The organism is Listeria weihenstephanensis, from assembly GCF_003534205.1.
In the GTDB taxonomy this organism is placed as follows: domain Bacteria; phylum Bacillota; class Bacilli; order Lactobacillales; family Listeriaceae; genus Listeria_A; species Listeria_A weihenstephanensis.
Genome location: NZ_CP011102.1, coordinates 2,330,138 through 2,347,938 on the forward strand (window position 1 = coordinate 2,330,138; position 17,801 = coordinate 2,347,938).

Below are 17,801 nucleotides of genomic sequence, written 5' to 3' on the forward strand. Positions count from 1 at the left end.
CTTTCTTATCGTTCTTCTCGTTTTGGTGTCTGGTTTTTCTTTTTATTTTCTGGTGATTTTTCCGTATCTTTTAAGGCTTGCACAATTGACGGTCGTATAGTAATCTCTGTTTCTTCTTTCTCATGGGCTTTATGATAGGCAAACGCCTGACGCATCTCTCGTGCTAGCTTAGTTTCTTCCACTAATAGATGAGTAGCAAGGTGTTGCGCCTCTACTGGGTGAATACGAATCGGTAAATCATCCAGTTTCAAGTTTCGTTCGTTCAAAACCTCTGTTAATTCTTCTTCGCTTAAACTAGTCGTACCATGTGTAACCACAACGTCAATTGGGTCATGTACGTTCTCTAAGCCTCGCGCTCGTTTCCCAGTCAACACGACATCGTGTGGTGAAATGAGGTAACCTGATTCTTGCACCACATCATCTAGTACATGCCGAATCTCATCTTCTACGCCCTCAACATCCATTCCGACAATCGTATCGAAATGTAGCGCCGTTTTATAACGAAAGGACGCCACAATGCCATCTACTGTATCCTGCTCCTCCGCTGCCTCTACTTTTTCACGAAGTACAGCATAATCTATTGGTGCCGCATAGATGGGCAACATCGCCAATTCTTCGACGATATCATCTAGCGCTTCTTGTATTGGTATTTCTGGTGATTCGATAATACCACCATCTAAAAGATCAAAGGACATACTATAAATAGAATAGTCATAGCCCTCGTCACATGTCTGAATGCTTACATACTTATCACTAACGGATACCGCAAGCTCTGTTTTTTCATTGGTATTCATGGCTTGTTCCCTCCTTCTTAATGGGCGCCAAAGATTGATTTAGATACACTTCCTGTTTTAAATAACGTGAAGCATAACAAAACCGTGTATGTGGCAATCGAAAAGATCGCCATGTGGATATTGTCCGATACGGTCATCGCTTTTACTAGAATCGCATAGATACCCACACAAACCATGATAAAGAATCCTTGAAACCCTAAAGCAAATAGTGACTTGAAATAATTCGTTCCAATTGTTCCCCATTCGCGGTTACTTAATGTCGCAAACGGAATCGGAGCCACAGAACAATACAGATAAATCTCAATCATACGTCCATAGATAATGACCATAATCAATACAGCCATAATCTTCATACAAAACGATACCATGAGTGTTTCAAAGACTAATCCAAATAATTCACCTAGTCCCATTTCCTGCATTCGTTCTTTCATTGTTGCTAGTACTTCTTTAATATCAATACTTGCGCTCGAATGAATGGTACCAGCAGCTTGATTCACCACATATTGTGCTAAGTCAAAAACTGCCATCGTAATATCAAATGTATGACTGACAAGCATGACGGCAACACACATCTTGAAAAAATATTTAAAGAACATAAAGGTATCAATATCCTGCATATTATTCTTTTCCGTAATCAATGTGATTAACTCATAACATAAAATATAGGTGATAATGAGCCCTGCAATGGGAACTATCACATTTTCAGATAAGGCTTGAATCATGCCAAAAATATCAGCATTCCAACCTTGTGGTGTTTTACCAACTTCTTTGGCAATCATCCCAACTTGTTCATTGACATCCACAAACATATTGGTCAAATTTGATTCCACCATGCCTATCAGAAGTTCTTTTATCCATTCTGCCAGTTTGTCGAAAACGCCAAACATGACTTAAAACAACTTCCCGAGCATAGGGATCAGTTGCATTCCAATTAATACAACGCCTCCGCCCGCCATTAATTGCTTTATACCTTGTGATTTCGCCCCTGGATTATCGTTACCATAACCCTCTAACAAGTTGATAACACCCCATACGGCAAGTCCTGCACCTAACGCAATGACTAATACTTTTAAAACGTTCACCGCTTCTGTAAAAAATTCCATTACATTCCTTCTTTCTATAATTTTATTTGATATATATCCATAGATTCATCCATTGATATATTATTGGATGGTCTTAAATATTGTTCAATATCAAAGACATTTTTATCGCTGTAATCTGATAAATATTTGTAGTACTTGTGCTTCGTAATATCATATTTATTGGATAAGAACGGGCGTGTTCCACGAATCTGTAAGATACACTTCCCACCGTCCATCGTGGCAATCTCATCCTGCGACATGAGTTCCTTGCCTAACTTTTGATAATTTAGTCCGTGACTCTTTTGTTGGGCATACGTGATACTTGTGTTGAATGAGTCAATCGTTTCTTTTCCCAATATCTCCGTCATTTCTTTAAGCGTCGATTTCTCTTTGCCACCAAGAAACAATGTTGTATCACAGTTTCCGATAATCGTATCAGCATTATCTTTATAAATGGCTTTCAATTGTGACTGTGACTGCAAAATAATAGAAGCCGATATTTCGCGACTTCTAATCGTAGCTATTAATTTTTCGAATTGCGGAATCTGACCAATATTAGCGAATTCATCAAGCAGACATCGGACATGCACTGGTAAACGTCCGTTGTACACGTCATCCGCTTTATCACACAACAAATTAAACATCTGTGTGTACATGATTGATACAACAAAGTTAAAAGTACTATCCGTATCACTGATGATTACAAATAAAGCTGTTTTTCGGTCGCCTAATTTGTCCAACTCTAATTCATCATATGACATGAGTTCACGCAGTTCCCTAATATCAAATGGTGCAAGCCTTGCACCACAACTAATCAAAATAGATTTTGCGGTTTTTCCTGCCGCTAGTTTATATTTTTTATATTGCTTCACAGCAAAATGGTCAGGTTCTTTCGCCTCTAATTCGTCAAACAACAAATCAACAGCATTTTTAAATGATTCATCATCTTCCCGTGCCTCACTCGCATTTATTAACTCCAATAGCGTGATAAAATTCTGCTCGTATTCTGGCGCTTCATACCAGATATAACCAATAAGCGCGTTATAATAGAGTCGTTCTGCCTTCACCCAAAAATCTTCGCTTGCTTTCTCGCCCTCGCCTTTCGTGTTGGCAATAATCGTATTCACCAATTTTAAAATATCCTTTTCTGAACGGATATATGCAAACGGATTATAGTGCATCGACTTCTCAAAATTAATCGTGTTAAGGACTTTGATTTTGTAGTTCGCCTTCTCTAACAGATGCCCGCACTCCACTAGTACGGTGCCTTTTGGGTCAGTCACGACATAAGAGCTGTGCATCTGCATCAAATTTGGTTTCACAAAAAATCGTGTCTTTCCTGAACCCGAACCACCAATGACTAGCACATTTTTATTTCGTGCGTATTTCGGTTGCTTTGGACGACCATCCATCATCAATCGTTCAGTTTCAGTCAAGATGACGTTCTTTTTGAAAATAGGGTCAATATAAGGCGCAATATCCTTTTTCGTTCCCCACCGCGCACTCCCGTATTCGATGCCTTTTCGATATTTCTTAGCATTTTTGCTCTTCTGATAAATCACCATTCGAATCATTACAACAGTTACTGCTGCCACGCAAAGATCTTGGAGATGAAAACTAGGTGTATAACTTCTGAACAACAAATCAATATGTCCAACAAGTAGAACGATTTTCTCTATGGGGCTTTCACCTATAATCAACCGATAGAGCTCTGCCAACTTATCTGCCAAATAAAATATTAAAAGATAAGGCAAATGAATAATCACTTGTTTTTTTATTTCAGAACTCATCGTTCCAACCCCTGCGTTTTATTTTTCCCAAGCACTTTTTCGATACTGCCTACTAAATCGTGCTCTACTTCGACTTTGTTTTCCTGTAACTTGGCGATAATCGAGGGCTTTTCCTGCGATTGGACGTGCTTCTGCGTATACTCCTTAAAAGCCTGTGTCATGACATCCACATCGCGCCCTTTAAAGTAAACGATATAAGTTGGCTCTTCTGCTGTCTTGTCCTTTTTTAACGCAAAATCCAGCCCATATTTCCGAGCAACACGCTTAAAACTCCCTATATTATCATCCGTAATCTCCACATTGGATAAGCCTGTATTTTGCTTCATCAATTTTTTTAACGATTGTTTCCCTGTATGACTTCGCTGTTTATTCTTGTCTAAAACATAGCCTCCAATTCCCAAAAATATAGAAAGCGTTGTTTTCAGTACTTGAGCTGTCATCTTTGTCGTTTTAACAGAAAAAGCGATTGATTTATGTGTTATTTCTTCCTGCATAGCTCCTCCTTTCTTTTTGTCCTATCACTACATCTATGGCGGATGAAACCACCACTCTGAATAAATCAGTCTATCATCTCCTTACAATTATCGAGCTACCGCCCTTTCGGTTGGTGGCAGTGCGATTTCAAATCGGTTTGTACCAAACCAATTCAAACTCTCACTGTCGTTTATGCTTTCCGTACTCGCCAGATCGTGAGCAAACTCGCCAGTGTAAGTGTTGCTCCCATTGCGATATGCGAAAATAACGGCTGTCCTGTTTCCACTAAATTTTCAGTAATCTTAGGGATCGCTTGGTCACCAAAACGGATGACAATCAGTCCACCATGGCTTCCATCTACTGTAAAACTTACTTTTTCAGCAGACAGCATATAACCCTCTGGCGCTTGCACTTCACTAAGTTCATAGTTTCCGTAACCTAGCGCTTTTGACAGTTGTAAAAATCCCTCACTATTTGTATAAAACGTGTCTGTAAGTCCGTCAGAATCTACATTCGGTAGTTGTACGAGTTCTCCCGTTCCTACATTTCGAATTTGAAATCCTGCACCAGTTCGCGGAATCGTTTCACCCGTTGCTAAATCATACTTCACGACTTTTATTCGCTCTTCAATTACTTTATTTTCGACCGCATAATGATGTGTCTGTCCATGTTCTGATATAGTCACGTCAAAATCATTGGACACTTTGTAACCCTCGGGCGTTGTGGTTTCTTTGACGGTGTATGTGTCGTATGGCAAGTCCTTGAATGACACATAACCCTCAACATTTGTGATACCAACTTGTACAACTGCGTTTGTTGTACGACTAATAACCGTGAATTCAACATTTTCTAGTGGGAGGATAGCTGGATTTTCACCCTTTAGATATTGAATCAAGCTATTCTTCCAGTCGTAGTTACCGAATTTAATGATGTCAAAGCTACCAAGAATGATATCTTCCTTTACAACAGTTTCTTGAATGGCGGTTTCTACTTTTTCACCAGCATAGGCGATTGTAAAGGCGTGTTTTTTCGTATCTAACTGATAACCAATCGGTGCTTGCTTCTCAAGCCAGTAATAATCATCTAAGATTAGATTTTCTACTTGCGCTCGACCAGCTTCAATAATCACCGTGTCCACTAACTCATCATTAGATGCGCGATGTAATTCATATACTGCACCATCTAACGTGGCAGCTCCCTGCGGAATAGCTCCCGTCCCGCTATCTTCTTTGATTAACACGGCAATCCCTTTTTGCTCCTCATTGGTGATGGCTACTGATGTGGATGCCACTTCGACATTTTGTCCCGCATAAGCCAATACAAATGATATCTTCTCTGTGCTGATTTTAAAGCCATTTGGCGCCATTTCTTCAAGCAAGTAATAGTTGCCTAACTTCAAGTCACTTAGAGCTCCGTGCCCTTTTAAATCTGTTTTAATAGTACCTACACGTACGTCTTTATCTGTAAACACTCCAAATGTCGCATTTTCAAGCGAATAAAAAGAATTCGGCATGGTTGCTCCAAATTCTTCACCTGTTTTTACGATATTGACTGTTCCTAATTGCTCTTTGTTATTCAATGTCAACGTGACACAAGAGTTTGGCTTAATCACTGCTTTTAGTAATTCACCCTTATTCACATATCCATTTGGTGCAGTGACTTCACTCACAGTTACTTCGGTGCCTTCCAAAATGCCCTCAATCTTAGCCATACCATCTTTTCCAGTAACAACGTCTTTCGTTGTTGAACCGTATTGAAATTTGATTTTTGCATTCGCAAGTGGTTTTTTTGTATCTTCATCAATTTTCATGACTTCAAGATCCCCACGATGACGAACATCAACTGAAAAGCTAGCTTCACCTTTATCTTCTAGTTGAAATTTTGCTAGTGCTTGTCGGTCAGGCTTTGTGTATACTATCGATGTCCCTATCTTATTGTTCGCCACTTTTTGCAGGCTCACAACGCCCGATTGAGAATCCGATGTAGCCGTAATTTTCAGCTTGTTTCCGTCTTTCTCCACTTTTAGGTTTTTAGGAATGGATGCCAGTTGCATATCAGATAGTACTGTATGACTGTCTTCAATCACAAGCGTCTCCCCAACATTTACGGTATACGTCTTATTCGCAAAAGACGGGTCTGTATTATAACGATTAATTAGCTTCATAATCTCACCTTTTCTTTGTGCATAATTAGGAATAGTTGATGATTGGTATTGGTCTCCCAGCGTTTCCCAAATCATCAACTGTGCTACAGCATAGTCATAGTTTGTTTGATCAGTATTCGTAAAACCAAAATACGCAATTTTAGAGAGCAACTCTTTGTGACTACCGTTATAGGTAGCAGACTGATATACATCCCCGTCCGTCGCGTATTTCCCATGTTCAATACAAAAAACGTCAAATCCATCTAATTTCATACGTTCTAAATTGATATCTGTAATCGTTTTTCCATCGGGATTAATACCAGTATAGTTGTATCCCGTTTTTGTATCTAAATTCAATTCCTCAGCAAAAACTTGGATGCTTGGGAGAAGTAAGCTTATGCACAGCACAAGCAAACTCCCGATAACTTTCATTTTATTGATATTCATTTGGTTCATAATTTCTTTCCTTTCAATCTTAAGCGAGTTTTACACTTCGCTGCTGAGCAACAAAAAAAGACTCTAAATTTTTATGTTTACAGTCATTTCTTTTGCTTCTTATGTTTACTCCAATACATGGATAAGCTTGTTACAATAAGTCCTAAACCTACTAATAACAAAGCGATTCCTCCATTATCTCCGAGCAATGGCAGTGGCTTGGATTCTGTGACTTTCAATGCTTTTACAGGCTCTACTTTTTCTGGGTTCGCTTTTTTCAGCAATGGCGTAGGTTTTTTCGTATTCAAAACTTTCACTTCTACTATGCCATTATGTGTCCCATCAATAGTAACTTGTATTGGCTTATTCGTTAGTTGATAGTTTGTTGGTGCCGTTGTCTCCACTAACTCATAATCACCGTACGGTAAATTACCTGTTGTAAATTCACCCGACTTGTCGGTACTAAATTCAGATTTACCTTCTTGCTCCACGAATTCACCTGTTTGCATATCCTTTAATTTAAATATCGCAGGATTATCCTTGATTGCCTCTTTTGTAGTTTCATCGCATTTGATCACTTTCATTTTTTCTTTGATGACTTTTTCCTTAACCGTGATGGTTTCACTCGCAGTCGTTGCATCACTTTTGTACACTAAATCAAAAGCATGTTTTTCCGTGTCCAATTGGTAACCAGTTGGTGCTTGTTTTTCTAGCCAGTAGTAATTATCTAGCATAAGATTTTCCACCTGCGCTTGCCCGTCTTTGATTGTGACTGTTTCAACTAGGCTGTCATCTGCTGCGCGATATAGTTCATAAACAGCCCCATCCAGTGTCGCTTTTCCTTGTGGAGTAATTCCAGTTTCAGCATCTTCTTTTATTAATTTAGCTGTACCTTTTTGCTCCACATCTGTTGCCTGCATTTGAGTATCTGTGACCGCAACATCCTGTCCCGCGTACTCTAAATCAAAGTCTAGTTTTTCTTCACTTAACAGATAACCAAGTGGTGCTTTTTCCTCCAGTAAATAATACTTCCCTAATGGCAATGCTGTGGATTTTGCTTTTCCCATCTCATCCGTTATCAGCTCTCCAACACGGACATCTGAGGCATCATAAATCCCGTAAACCGCCCCTAGCAAACTATAATGTTCATTTGGCATTTCTGTACCAAACGCTTGTCCAATTTTTGATAAGGACACTGTTCCAAGCTGTTCCTTATTGTTAAAAATAAGCTCCATAGTCTCATTCGCTTTAATCGTAATTATTTGGCTCTCACCAAAATTATGATAGTTCGTTGGTGCCAATAACTCCGAAACTTTCACTTCTGTACCCTCTGGTATGTCGAGTAATTCCGCAACGCCATTTTCATCTGTTACGACTTCCTTTGATGTATTATTATACTCAAATTTTATCGTTGTATTTGGCAACGCTTGATTCGTTTTCTCATCGATTTTCTTAACTTTCACACCACCGAGTTTTTTCACATTCACTTTCAATTGTGCACTTGCTGTATCTTGCAAATGAAATTTTACAAGACTTTGACGATCCGCTTTGTTATAGATAATTGACGTGCCAATTGCCGTGTCAGGAACTTTAGCAAAAGCGATTTCTCCTGATTTGGCATTTTTATCAGCTTTCAATTTTAGTTTATGTCCATCCTTAGTTACGCTGATTCCAGTCGCATTATTTGTTATACTCAACCAATCCGCAACTTTATTCGCATCCTCCAACACCAACTCTTGCCCTTCAATTAAAGTGATAGTTTGATTATCCCAAGAAGGTTGTGTATCATGCTTCTCCACCTTCGCTAAAATAACCTCTCTATCCGACCAGTAATTTGGCAACGATGTCCATTCCAATTGCTCACCAAGGACTTCCCAAATCAATAATTGCGTGGTCGCAAATTCTTTATAGCTTTGATCCGTTTGCGAAAATCCGTAATAAGCAATTTTAGATAGCAAATCCTTCTTATCACTTACATACGTCTCAGGATTATATCCCGTTTCTGTATTAGCGTGTGCGCCAGAATCCACACAAAACACATCCGCCCCATCCATCTTCATATTCCAGATAATCTTGTTCTCTAATTTCTTCCCATGCGTAAAACTAATTCCTGTATAATTGTAGCCTGTCTCGTCCAGTTGCAACGATGCTGCCATCGCATCCAGTGGTTGTAATAAATTAATCAAAATCATCGTCACCAACATAATGGCGATTATTTTTACTTGTTGTACCTTATTTTTCAGAAAGTTCATTTGTCTGTTCCTCACTTTTAATTTCATATTTTTTGGTATTTTAGGCAATAAAAAAAGACATCAAATTTTTCATTTAACATCTCTACTTGGCGGACTTCTATTCCGATATATCCTCATTAAAAGTCAGCGTGCCTATTTAGTTGTTTTCGTTTCTTCTCATCCCAAAGATTTAACATATTTTCATTCTCCTTGATTAAAATCATCTTTGCTATTAAGTCACCTCTCTGCATTTTTAACATAAAAAAAGACACTGAATCATTATTTTTCAGTGTCTTATATTTTATTATTTAGCCTCAGTTTCTAAAAATTATACCTTCATATTTTCAGTTATTTTAGCATAACATTACTATTCTTCTAACGTATCCCCACATACTACCTCAATAGCTATCGAAACGTTTATATGCTCCCTCATGACCTTTTGGCGAGATCCATCAGGATTATTAACAAACTCCAAATGTCTATAAAAGTGTTTAAAACTAAGGATTTCTAGCAGTTTTGTCTTTGTAGCACCGTTACACACTCCACATGCGTCGTGTGAGGGAACATATCTACTGGCTGCACCACGGTTGCTTTGTATCCACCGTCTGTGAGCACCAACATATCTCGCGCCAATGTCGATGGGTTACAAGACACATAGACCACACGCTTCGGCTTCATTTTCAGAATCGTCTCAAGTAGCGCCTCGTCACAGCCTTTGCGCGGTGGATCAACCACAAGCACATCCGCCACAATTCCCTGCTTAAACCAAGCCGGAATCACTTCTTCTGCTTTCCCAACTTCAAACGTGACGTTCTCCATTTTGTTCAATTTAGCATTCGCGCGTGCGTCCTCAATCGCTTGTGGCACAATCTCCACGCCATATACATGCTTCGCTTCTTTCGCCAAGCACAGCGATATCGAGCCAATTCCGCAATACGCATCAATGACTGTTTCATCCCCCGTAAGCCCTGCCAAACGAAGCGCCTCCGCATACAAAACTTCCGTCTGTTCTGGATTCACCTGATAAAATGACCGCGCAGAAATCGCAAAAGAAATCCCATGAATCGTGTCCATAATATACTCGCGTCCCCATAAAACATCCGTCCGCTCGCCAAAAATAACATTCGTATTCGCCATATTCACATTTTGAACAAGCGATGTCAATCCCGGAATCTCCGTTTGTAATTCCGCCACAATCTGATCCTTATTCGGGAAATTCGGCTTCGTTGTCACGATGACAAGCATCAATTCACCCGTCGTGGTCGCAAATCGCGTCATCAAATGCCGTAACACACCTTTTCGCGTCTTTTCATCGTAAGGCTCGATATGATATTTCGCAAAAATACCCCGCGCAATCTGAATCGCCGCATCATTTTGCTCCTGTTGAATCAAACACGTATCCATATCAATAATCTGATGTGACCGCTGCTGATAAAATCCCGCGACCAATTTCCCATTCACAAACCCAACTGGAACTTGCGCCTTATTCCGATACCGCCAAGGCTCCGCCATACCAAGCGTCGGCAACACTTCCACGTCCTGTTTCCCAATCCGCCTCATCACTTGCGCCACTTGTTTTTGCTTCACCCGCAATTGCCCATCATAACTCAAATGCTGCAACTGACAACCACCGCATTGCGAATAAACCGCACAAGGAGGCCGCACACGATCCGCACTTTCCTGCGTCAACTCAATAATTTTGCCAAATCCGTAGTTTTTATTCGTTTTAATAACTTTAATCTGCGCCTTCTCTTCAGGCAAACCCTGCGGCACAAAAATCGGATAACCATCTATCTTAGCAACCGCATTACCATCATGCGTTAAATCTTCAAAAACAACATCTAAACACTCATTCTTACTCACTGGAGCACCCATCATTTGCCCTCCCTTTCTTTCTCGACTCTTCATTATAACAAAAAAAAAGATAAGCGGATACCCTCTAAATAACCAACTCACGCTAGAATTTAGTAGCTATACTCTTATCTTTTATTTCTTAATCACATACTCTAATCCAACCGGTTGCTCAATTCTTTCATCACTATCTCCCTTGAAAAAGACCAGTGACGTCTTCTCTACACTGAATTTATAATCCAATTGTCTCGGATAAGCAACGACCTTTTCGCCAGGCATAATATTAAATTCATCTTCTAAATATTGGCTAGATACCTTTGGATTTATACCTAAAACAGGCGCAACCGTCTCCGCTAAATCACTAGAATAAACTGTATTTAACTTCTCATTCACACGTAGCGTCGTTCCAGACTCACTCGTAAGTTCAAGACTTTTTCCAGCCACTTTATCAAGCGTACCATTCAAAATCGAATAACTCGTTAAAAAACCGTCTACTTTATCGCGTGTATATTGAAAGGCCGATGGATTCATCACGGTCGATACCTTATTCGCAAAAATTCTAATTCGGAAACGATCCATAGATTTATACTTCGCATCCGCATGTGCCATCTTTGCCATAACCTCTTGATTCGTTGTATCTAAAATTAAATCACCATTGTTCGCAATACTCGTCACGGTGTTATCCCCTTTTATTGGGACCGTGAGATTTGGTGCAATAAAAATGCTCGTATTTGTTTTAATCCAAGTTCTATTACTATCTATTAATTTCGCTTGATCAACCTCAGGCATTACTTCTTCCGCCTGAACATTCCAAAATATAAGAAAGGCTGCACCACCAATTGCTATGCATGCCAATAAACCAATAATAAAACGGCTTACACGACTGTTCTTCAAGTCGTAAACACCCTCTTTCTTGTACTAACTGTTTTGTAACAGCTCCCACCATTATATCTCATTTTACGGATTAATACAAGTTCTTTACAAAAATTACAGTTTCCACCTCTTATGTAATAAAAAAGCCATATCCCTCTTTTTTTAATTTCAAAGAGCAATACGACTTCATTCACAAGCTTAGTCAATCATTTCCATCTGTTTATTATTTAAATCAGAAGCAGGAATCTCCGCTACATTCGCGAAAAAGGAAATATGTTGCTTCAAGTTTTGGAAAGCCATCGGTGTTTCCCCACCCAACTCGCCGTCCAAATTAATCAACATCTGATCATCTGAATTAACAATAACTTTCTCTGATTTCACATAAATCACATTCGGTTCTTTAATATGATCACCACGTAGAGCCAGTGTTACCAGTCTAATAAACTCGGGCAAATTTACTTTTTTGACGATAATTAATGAAAACTTACCATCATCCAATTTTGCATCCGGCGCAATTTTTTCAAAACCGCCAATAGAATTCGTCAAACCGAGCAGGAAAAACATTGCTTCTCCTTCAAACACGCCGTCATCATATTCCACCTTGACCTGTGTTGCTTTTAAAGAAGGCAACATCTCAATACCCTTTAAATAATATGCCAACTGCCCTAACATCGTTTTGAGACGACTTGGCACATCATACGTCAGCTCAGTAAGGCGTCCACCACCACCGATATTAATAAAATAGGTGTCGTTAGCTTTTCCGATATCCATCGCCACACTGCCACCCTTAGCGATGATTTCCGTCGCTTTTATCACATCACGCGGAATTTTTAAAGCTCTCGCAAAATCATTCGTCGTTCCAGTCGGGATAATTCCCACTTTCGGCCGATAATCCTGTTCCGCGATTCCATTAATAACCTCATTGATCGTCCCGTCTCCACCTGCTGCAACAATTAAATCATAACGATCTTCTACTGCTTGGCGCGCCTCATTTTTTGCATCATTCTCAGCTGGTGTTGTTGCATGGGCACTCGTTATATATCCCGCATTCTCAAGTATTGTCAATACATCAGCTAAATTCTTCTTGATGATTTCTCTGCCCGACGTTGGGTTATAGATAACTCGCGCTCTCTTTTGCATGGTATACTCTCCCGTCCTTTATAAAAAATTATTGGGGCTGTTTAAGTCCAGCCTCGGTATGCCTACAAGCACACGAATAGGCGTTCATTTTACAAACGCTTCGCCAAAAATATGTTCACCCATCTAGATATTATAGATGGCAATAGCTCATAGTTTACAATGCTCTCTCCATTTCCATTATACCAAACTCCCCATCAAAAACCCATTTTGAAGCTAAGATTTCCTCGAAAAAATGGTTCTATAATAAATGTTGGGGTAGAAAATAATCTACCTCCGCATTTTTTTGTTCTCATTTCAAGACAAAAAAATACACAGTAATATCAAAATCCTTTAAGATAAAAGTGACGAAACCCAATCCAAAGGAGCGATATTACCATGCCAGACCATTTTATCATACAACTCATCGGTTTAGAAAATAAAAACATCCAACTTCTTGATTATTCGATTGAAAATCATATCTGCCACATTCATATCCAACTAAAACGAAAAAAACATGCCTGCCCCTCTTGTAAAACACGGACAGATCGCATTAAAGACTATCGTACGCACACTTTCCAACATCTAAAAGTCGCAGAAAAACGTGTCTATGTGCACTATCGAAAACGCAGATATGCTTGTTCCTGCGGAAAATCATTTGATGAAAAAAATCAAGGACTTGTGGCACGCTATCAGCGTTTTTCGACATCTTGGCATCAAGCAGCCCTTTTCCATAGTATCTCTGCCCCCTCCTTTACCTATACTGCCAGAACGTTTGGAACCACCGCACCTAAAATTATGCGCCTATTCGACGCGCGTACAGAAGCCTTTTCCACGCCTCCCGTCGCTCTTCCTAAAGTCATCGCTATCGATGAGTTCAAGGGAGATACCGACAAAGGCAAATTCCAACTCATTATCGCTGACCCCATGACTCGTCGCCCCATTGATATCTTAGAAAACCGTCGCGCCAAAACCATTCAACGTTATTTAAGAGAACGCGGGCATCAGGTAGAGATGGTTATCATGGATTTGAGCTCGACCTTCAAAAACGCTGTGCAACAAGCTCTTGACAAACCAGTTATTATTGCCGATTCTTTCCACTTCTCTCGCTACATCTATTGGGCGCTGAATAAAGTCCGCGTTCGTGTCCAACAGCGTTTTTCAGAAAAAGATCGAAAACACGGGAAACGGATACAAAAACTCCTTTTCAAGCGATCTCATAAGCTGGATACAGCGCAAAAAAGCATCATTCGCCGTTACTTAAGCTTGCACCCTGATCTACAAACCGCCTACACCATCAAGGAAGCCTATCAGGCTTGGTTTGATGCCAATAAAGCACAAGAACGCCGCGACGTTCGTCAATCCTTACACGATTTCTATCAACTCGTACAAGACAAACAGCTTCCAGAATTCATAAAAGCTATCGGTACTTTCCGACGCTGGGAAACAGAAATCATCAATGCCTTCATTTACCCACATCTGTCCAATGGTTTCGTAGAAGGAATTAACAACCGAACCAAGGTCATCAAGCGTACTTCTTATGGCTATCAAAACTTTTCACGGTTCCGCGCCAAAATACTTGCCCAGCACTTTATCAAAAATTTTGACATTTCTGTAGGCTAAAAAGAGGTACAAGCCACTATTTCCCTAGCTTGTACCTCGATATTTCACCCCAACAATTGACAAAGAGCCGAAAAAATTGCTATATAATGCAAAAAAGTTATTAGGAACACAGGTTCATGCTCCTAATAACTTATCCATAAATTTAGCGTTTATTCATTTCATCTACTAAAATTTCGTTTACCATCGATGGATTTGCTTGGCCTTTTGTTGCTTTCATTACTTGACCAACTAGGAATCCGACGGCGCGATCTTTTCCGTTTTTGAAATCTGTAACGGATTGTTCATTTTGATCTAAGATACCAGAAATAATACTTCTTAGCTCACCGGCATCAGAAATTTGAATCAAGCCTTTTGCTTTCACTACTTCCTCAGCGTCCCCACCATTTGTAATTAACTCACGGAACACTTTTTTGGCGATTTTAGATGAAATGGTACCTTTTTCAATCAAGCCAATCATACCAGCAAGATTTTCAGGTGTTAATTTCGTATCAGTAAGCTCTTGTTGTTCTGCGTTTAGATAGGCAGAAACTTCACCCATTAACCAGTTAGACGTTTGTTTCGCATCCGCCCCTGCTTGGATTGTCGCTTCAAAGAAATCGGACATCTCTTTTGTTAGCGTTAATACCATCGCGTCATACGCTGGCAAACCAAGATCAGCTACGTAGCGCACTTGGCGTTTATCTGGAAGCTCAGGAATTTCAGCACGAATGCGTTCTTTCCAAGCATCATCAATATATAAATCCACCAAATCTGGCTCTGGGAAATAACGATAATCATCGGAACCTTCTTTAATACGCATCAATGTTGTTTTCCCTGTTGCTTCTTCAAAACGGCGTGTTTCTTGCTCAATAATGCCACCAGCCATCAATACTTCTGCTTGACGTTTGATTTCATATTCGATACCTTTACGCACATTTGTGAAAGAGTTCAAGTTTTTAAGTTCCGTTTTCACACCAAATTCTTCTTGGCCAACGGGACGAATTGAGATATTTGCATCACAACGCATCGATCCTTCTTCCATTTTCACGTCAGAAACGCCCGTATATTGGATGATTGATTTGATTTTTTCAAGGTACGCATAAGCTTCGTCTGCTGTGCGCATATCTGGTTCCGATACGATTTCAACGAGCGGTGTACCTTGACGGTTAAGGTCAACAAGTGAGTAACCGTGCGATGTATGCGTATTTTTACCAGCATCTTCTTCTAAGTGAAGACGTGTAACACCGATACGTTTCTTCTCACCATTTACTTCCACATCAATCCAGCCATGTTCGCCGATTGGTTTATCGAATTGCGAGATTTGGTACGCTTTCGGATTATCTGGATAGAAATAGTTTTTACGGTCAAATTTCGTATGTTCTGCGATTTCACAGTTGATTGCCATCGCTGCTTTCATACCGTATTCCACTGCTTTTTTATTCAAAACTGGCAAGACGCCTGGCATTCCAAGGTCGACCACATGTGTATTCGTATTCGGCTCAGCGCCAAAGTGGGCAGGTGCCGGCGAAAATATTTTGGATTCTGTTTTCAATTCTACATGGACCTCAAGCCCGATTACTGTTTCAAAATTCATATGTCTCGCCCTCCCTTATAAACTTGGTTTTTCTTTATGGAATTCTGTAGCTTGTTCAAATGCGTGTGCGACACGGTAAATCGTCTTCTCGTCAAAATAGTTACCAATCACTTGTAAACCAACTGGCATACCTTCTGAAAATCCACAAGGAACCGAGATTGCTGGAAGTCCAGCCAAGTTAATCGGAATCGTAAGCAAATCGTTCAGATACATCGTGATTGGATCGTGAATCAATCCGCCGATATCAAACGCGACAGTTGGCGCACTTGGGCCGATAATAACATCATAGTTCGCAAACACATTCGCAAAATCTTGTTTAATCAGCGTACGTGCTTGCTGACCTTTTTTGTAGTACGCATCGTAATATCCTGAGCTCAAGGCAAAAGTACCGAGCATGATACGACGTTTTACTTCATCGCCAAATCCTTCTGCACGTGATTTTTTGTAAAGCTCTTCAAGTGTATGCGCGTTTGGTGAACGGTAACCGTAACGTACGCCGTCGAAACGTGCAAGGTTTGAAGATGCTTCACTTGATGCTAAAATATAATAACTCGCAACGCCGTATTCAGAGTGAGGCAATGATACCTCGTCCCATGTAGCGCCTAAGTCTTCTAATGTTTTCAATGCTTTCATCACGGATTCTTTCACGCCAGGTTCTACGCCATCACCAAGATATTCTTTTGGTACACCAATGCGAAGTCCTTTGATATCACCAGTTAAATGCGCCGCAAAATTATCTACAGGTTGGTCAATCGATGTAGAATCATACGGATCCACGCCTGAAATTGCTTCAAGCAAATAAGCATTATCTTCAACCGTACGCGTGATCGGTCCAATTTGATCAAGGGATGACGCAAAAGCAACTAAACCATAACGAGAAACGCGGCCATATGTAGGTTTCATCCCAACGACACCACAAAATGCAGCTGGTTGACGAATCGAGCCACCAGTATCTGATCCTAGTGAAAATAATACTTCCCCTGCAGCAACACTTGAAGCACTACCACCTGAAGATCCACCAGGTACTTTATTTAAATTCCAAGGGTTAGCCGTCGTGTGGAAATATGAATTTTCTGTCGAAGAACCCATGGCGAATTCATCCAAATTTACTTTTCCAATATTAATAGTTTGAGCAGCTTTTAATTTTTGCATAACTGTCGCATCATAAATCGGATCAAAGTTCTCCAAAATTTTACTTGCAGCGGTTGTTCTTAAGTTTTTCGTTACGATATTGTCTTTAATACCAATCGGTAAGCCAGCTAACATATTGTTCGGATCGATCCCAGCATCGCCAAGTTCTTCTGCGATATCTAGCGCCTTATCACGATTCAATGTAATAAATGACTTCACTTTATCTTCTACAGCATCAATACGGTCAAATGATTCTTTGACAAGATCGTATGGCGCGATTTCTTTTTTTACAAGCTTTTCATGTAGGTCTTTTACTGAATGCTCAAATAATCCCAAATTAATTCCCTCCTGATTTGTCTAAAATTAGTCTTCCATAATCGTTGGTACTTTAAACATGCCGTCTTGCTTATCTGGCGCATTTTTTAGTACTTCTTCGCGTGGCAAGCCTTCCATCGATACATCTTCACGAAGCACATTGGATACTTCAATCGCGTGCGATGTTGGCTCCACGTTCGCCGTATCTAATTCTTCTAGCTTCTCCACCATATGAATGATTTTTTCCAATTGTGTCGCAAAGTTTTCTGCTTCTTGGTCACTTACTTCGAGTCGTGCCAAGTTCGCAACTCGTTCTACTGTTTCTTTTGAAATAGTTGTCAATGTTTTTTCCTCCTTTATTAATCAGAAG

At 40.0% G+C, this 17,801-nt stretch carries 14 protein-coding genes; 1 reads left to right on the forward strand and 13 read right to left on the reverse strand.

Annotated elements, in window-relative coordinates:
- Positions 1 to 5: 5 nt before the first annotated feature.
- The 10 genes from UE46_RS11370 to UE46_RS11415 all read right to left on the reverse strand — a co-directional run bounded on the left by UE46_RS11370 (position 6) and on the right by UE46_RS11415 (position 12,813).
- A complete protein-coding gene (locus tag UE46_RS11370) occupies positions 6 to 794 on the reverse strand; it encodes an LPD16 domain-containing protein (protein ID WP_036059532.1) in 789 nt (262 codons plus the stop codon).
- A 17-nt stretch (positions 795 to 811) separates the two neighbouring features.
- Entirely contained in the window at positions 812 to 1,603 is a 792-nt protein-coding gene (locus tag UE46_RS11375) for a VirB6/TrbL-like conjugal transfer protein, CD1112 family (RefSeq protein ID WP_472463137.1), read from the reverse strand.
- An 81-nt stretch (positions 1,604 to 1,684) separates the two neighbouring features.
- Positions 1,685 to 1,897, reverse strand: coding sequence for a Maff2 family mobile element protein (locus UE46_RS11380; RefSeq protein WP_036059534.1), 213 nt, complete (start codon positions 1,895 to 1,897; stop codon positions 1,685 to 1,687).
- Positions 1,898 to 1,911: 14 nt separating this feature from the next.
- On the reverse strand, positions 1,912 to 3,666 hold the full coding sequence (locus UE46_RS11385) for a VirD4-like conjugal transfer protein, CD1115 family (RefSeq protein ID WP_036059535.1): 1,755 nt from the start codon (positions 3,664 to 3,666) through the stop codon (positions 1,912 to 1,914).
- On the reverse strand, positions 3,663 to 4,160 hold the full coding sequence (locus UE46_RS11390) for a PcfB family protein (RefSeq protein ID WP_036059537.1): 498 nt from the start codon (positions 4,158 to 4,160) through the stop codon (positions 3,663 to 3,665). Before UE46_RS11390 ends, UE46_RS11385 begins: the two co-directional genes overlap by 4 nt.
- 170 nt (positions 4,161 to 4,330) lie before the next feature.
- Positions 4,331 to 6,739, reverse strand: coding sequence for a SpaA isopeptide-forming pilin-related protein (locus UE46_RS11395; protein WP_051492828.1), 2,409 nt, complete (start codon positions 6,737 to 6,739; stop codon positions 4,331 to 4,333).
- 83 nt (positions 6,740 to 6,822) lie between these two features.
- Positions 6,823 to 8,970, reverse strand: coding sequence for an MSCRAMM family protein (locus UE46_RS11400; protein WP_036059539.1), 2,148 nt, complete (start codon positions 8,968 to 8,970; stop codon positions 6,823 to 6,825).
- A gap of 486 nt (positions 8,971 to 9,456) precedes the next feature.
- Positions 9,457 to 10,824, reverse strand: a complete 1,368-nt coding sequence (gene rlmD, locus UE46_RS11405) for a 23S rRNA (uracil(1939)-C(5))-methyltransferase RlmD (RefSeq protein WP_411431053.1) — start codon at positions 10,822 to 10,824, stop codon at positions 9,457 to 9,459.
- 111 nt (positions 10,825 to 10,935) lie between these two features.
- Positions 10,936 to 11,694, reverse strand: a complete 759-nt coding sequence (locus UE46_RS11410; RefSeq protein ID WP_036059542.1) for a hypothetical protein — start codon at positions 11,692 to 11,694, stop codon at positions 10,936 to 10,938.
- Positions 11,695 to 11,871: 177 nt separating this feature from the next.
- On the reverse strand, positions 11,872 to 12,813 hold the full coding sequence (locus UE46_RS11415; protein WP_036059544.1) for a diacylglycerol kinase: 942 nt from the start codon (positions 12,811 to 12,813) through the stop codon (positions 11,872 to 11,874).
- A gap of 375 nt (positions 12,814 to 13,188) precedes the next feature.
- Here UE46_RS11415 and UE46_RS11420 point away from each other — a divergent pair, with 375 nt between their 5' ends.
- Positions 13,189 to 14,412, forward strand: a complete 1,224-nt coding sequence (locus UE46_RS11420) for an ISL3 family transposase (RefSeq protein ID WP_118907367.1) — start codon at positions 13,189 to 13,191, stop codon at positions 14,410 to 14,412.
- A gap of 142 nt (positions 14,413 to 14,554) precedes the next feature.
- Here the strand turns inward: UE46_RS11420 and gatB are convergent, their stop codons facing one another.
- Genes gatB through gatC form a run of 3 tightly spaced genes read right to left on the reverse strand, consistent with a single transcriptional unit; the run spans position 14,555 to position 17,773 of the window.
- Positions 14,555 to 15,985 carry an Asp-tRNA(Asn)/Glu-tRNA(Gln) amidotransferase subunit GatB gene (gatB, locus tag UE46_RS11425; protein ID WP_036061627.1) on the reverse strand — a complete coding sequence of 477 codons (1,431 nt, stop codon included), beginning with the start codon at positions 15,983 to 15,985 and terminating at the stop codon, positions 14,555 to 14,557.
- A gap of 15 nt (positions 15,986 to 16,000) precedes the next feature.
- Positions 16,001 to 17,452 carry an Asp-tRNA(Asn)/Glu-tRNA(Gln) amidotransferase subunit GatA gene (gene gatA / locus UE46_RS11430; protein ID WP_036061625.1) on the reverse strand — a complete coding sequence of 484 codons (1,452 nt, stop codon included), beginning with the start codon at positions 17,450 to 17,452 and terminating at the stop codon, positions 16,001 to 16,003.
- Between the two features lie 27 nt (positions 17,453 to 17,479).
- Positions 17,480 to 17,773, reverse strand: coding sequence for an Asp-tRNA(Asn)/Glu-tRNA(Gln) amidotransferase subunit GatC (gene gatC / locus UE46_RS11435; RefSeq protein ID WP_118907630.1), 294 nt, complete (start codon positions 17,771 to 17,773; stop codon positions 17,480 to 17,482).
- Positions 17,774 to 17,801: the final 28 nt, after the last annotated feature.

Bases quoted from the DNA above. Each gene is read 5' to 3' on its own strand.
- UE46_RS11375 (WP_472463137.1), bottom strand. From the start codon at position 1,603: ATGTTTGTGGATGTCAATGAACAAGTTGGGATGATTGCCAAAGAAGTT.
- UE46_RS11395 (WP_051492828.1), bottom strand. From the start codon at position 6,739: ATGAACCAAATGAATATCAATAAAATGAAAGTTATCGGGAGTTTGCTT.
- UE46_RS11390 (WP_036059537.1), bottom strand. From the start codon at position 4,160: ATGCAGGAAGAAATAACACATAAATCAATCGCTTTTTCTGTTAAAACG.
- UE46_RS11400 (WP_036059539.1), bottom strand. From the start codon at position 8,970: ATGAACTTTCTGAAAAATAAGGTACAACAAGTAAAAATAATCGCCATT.
- UE46_RS11385 (WP_036059535.1), bottom strand. From the start codon at position 3,666: ATGAGTTCTGAAATAAAAAAACAAGTGATTATTCATTTGCCTTATCTT.
- UE46_RS11420 (WP_118907367.1), top strand. From the start codon at position 13,189: ATGCCAGACCATTTTATCATACAACTCATCGGTTTAGAAAATAAAAAC.
- rlmD (WP_411431053.1), bottom strand. From the start codon at position 10,824: ATGGGTGCTCCAGTGAGTAAGAATGAGTGTTTAGATGTTGTTTTTGAA.
- gatB (WP_036061627.1), bottom strand. From the start codon at position 15,985: ATGAATTTTGAAACAGTAATCGGGCTTGAGGTCCATGTAGAATTGAAA.
- UE46_RS11415 (WP_036059544.1), bottom strand. From the start codon at position 12,813: ATGCAAAAGAGAGCGCGAGTTATCTATAACCCAACGTCGGGCAGAGAA.
- UE46_RS11380 (WP_036059534.1), bottom strand. From the start codon at position 1,897: ATGGAATTTTTTACAGAAGCGGTGAACGTTTTAAAAGTATTAGTCATT.
- UE46_RS11370 (WP_036059532.1), bottom strand. From the start codon at position 794: ATGAATACCAATGAAAAAACAGAGCTTGCGGTATCCGTTAGTGATAAG.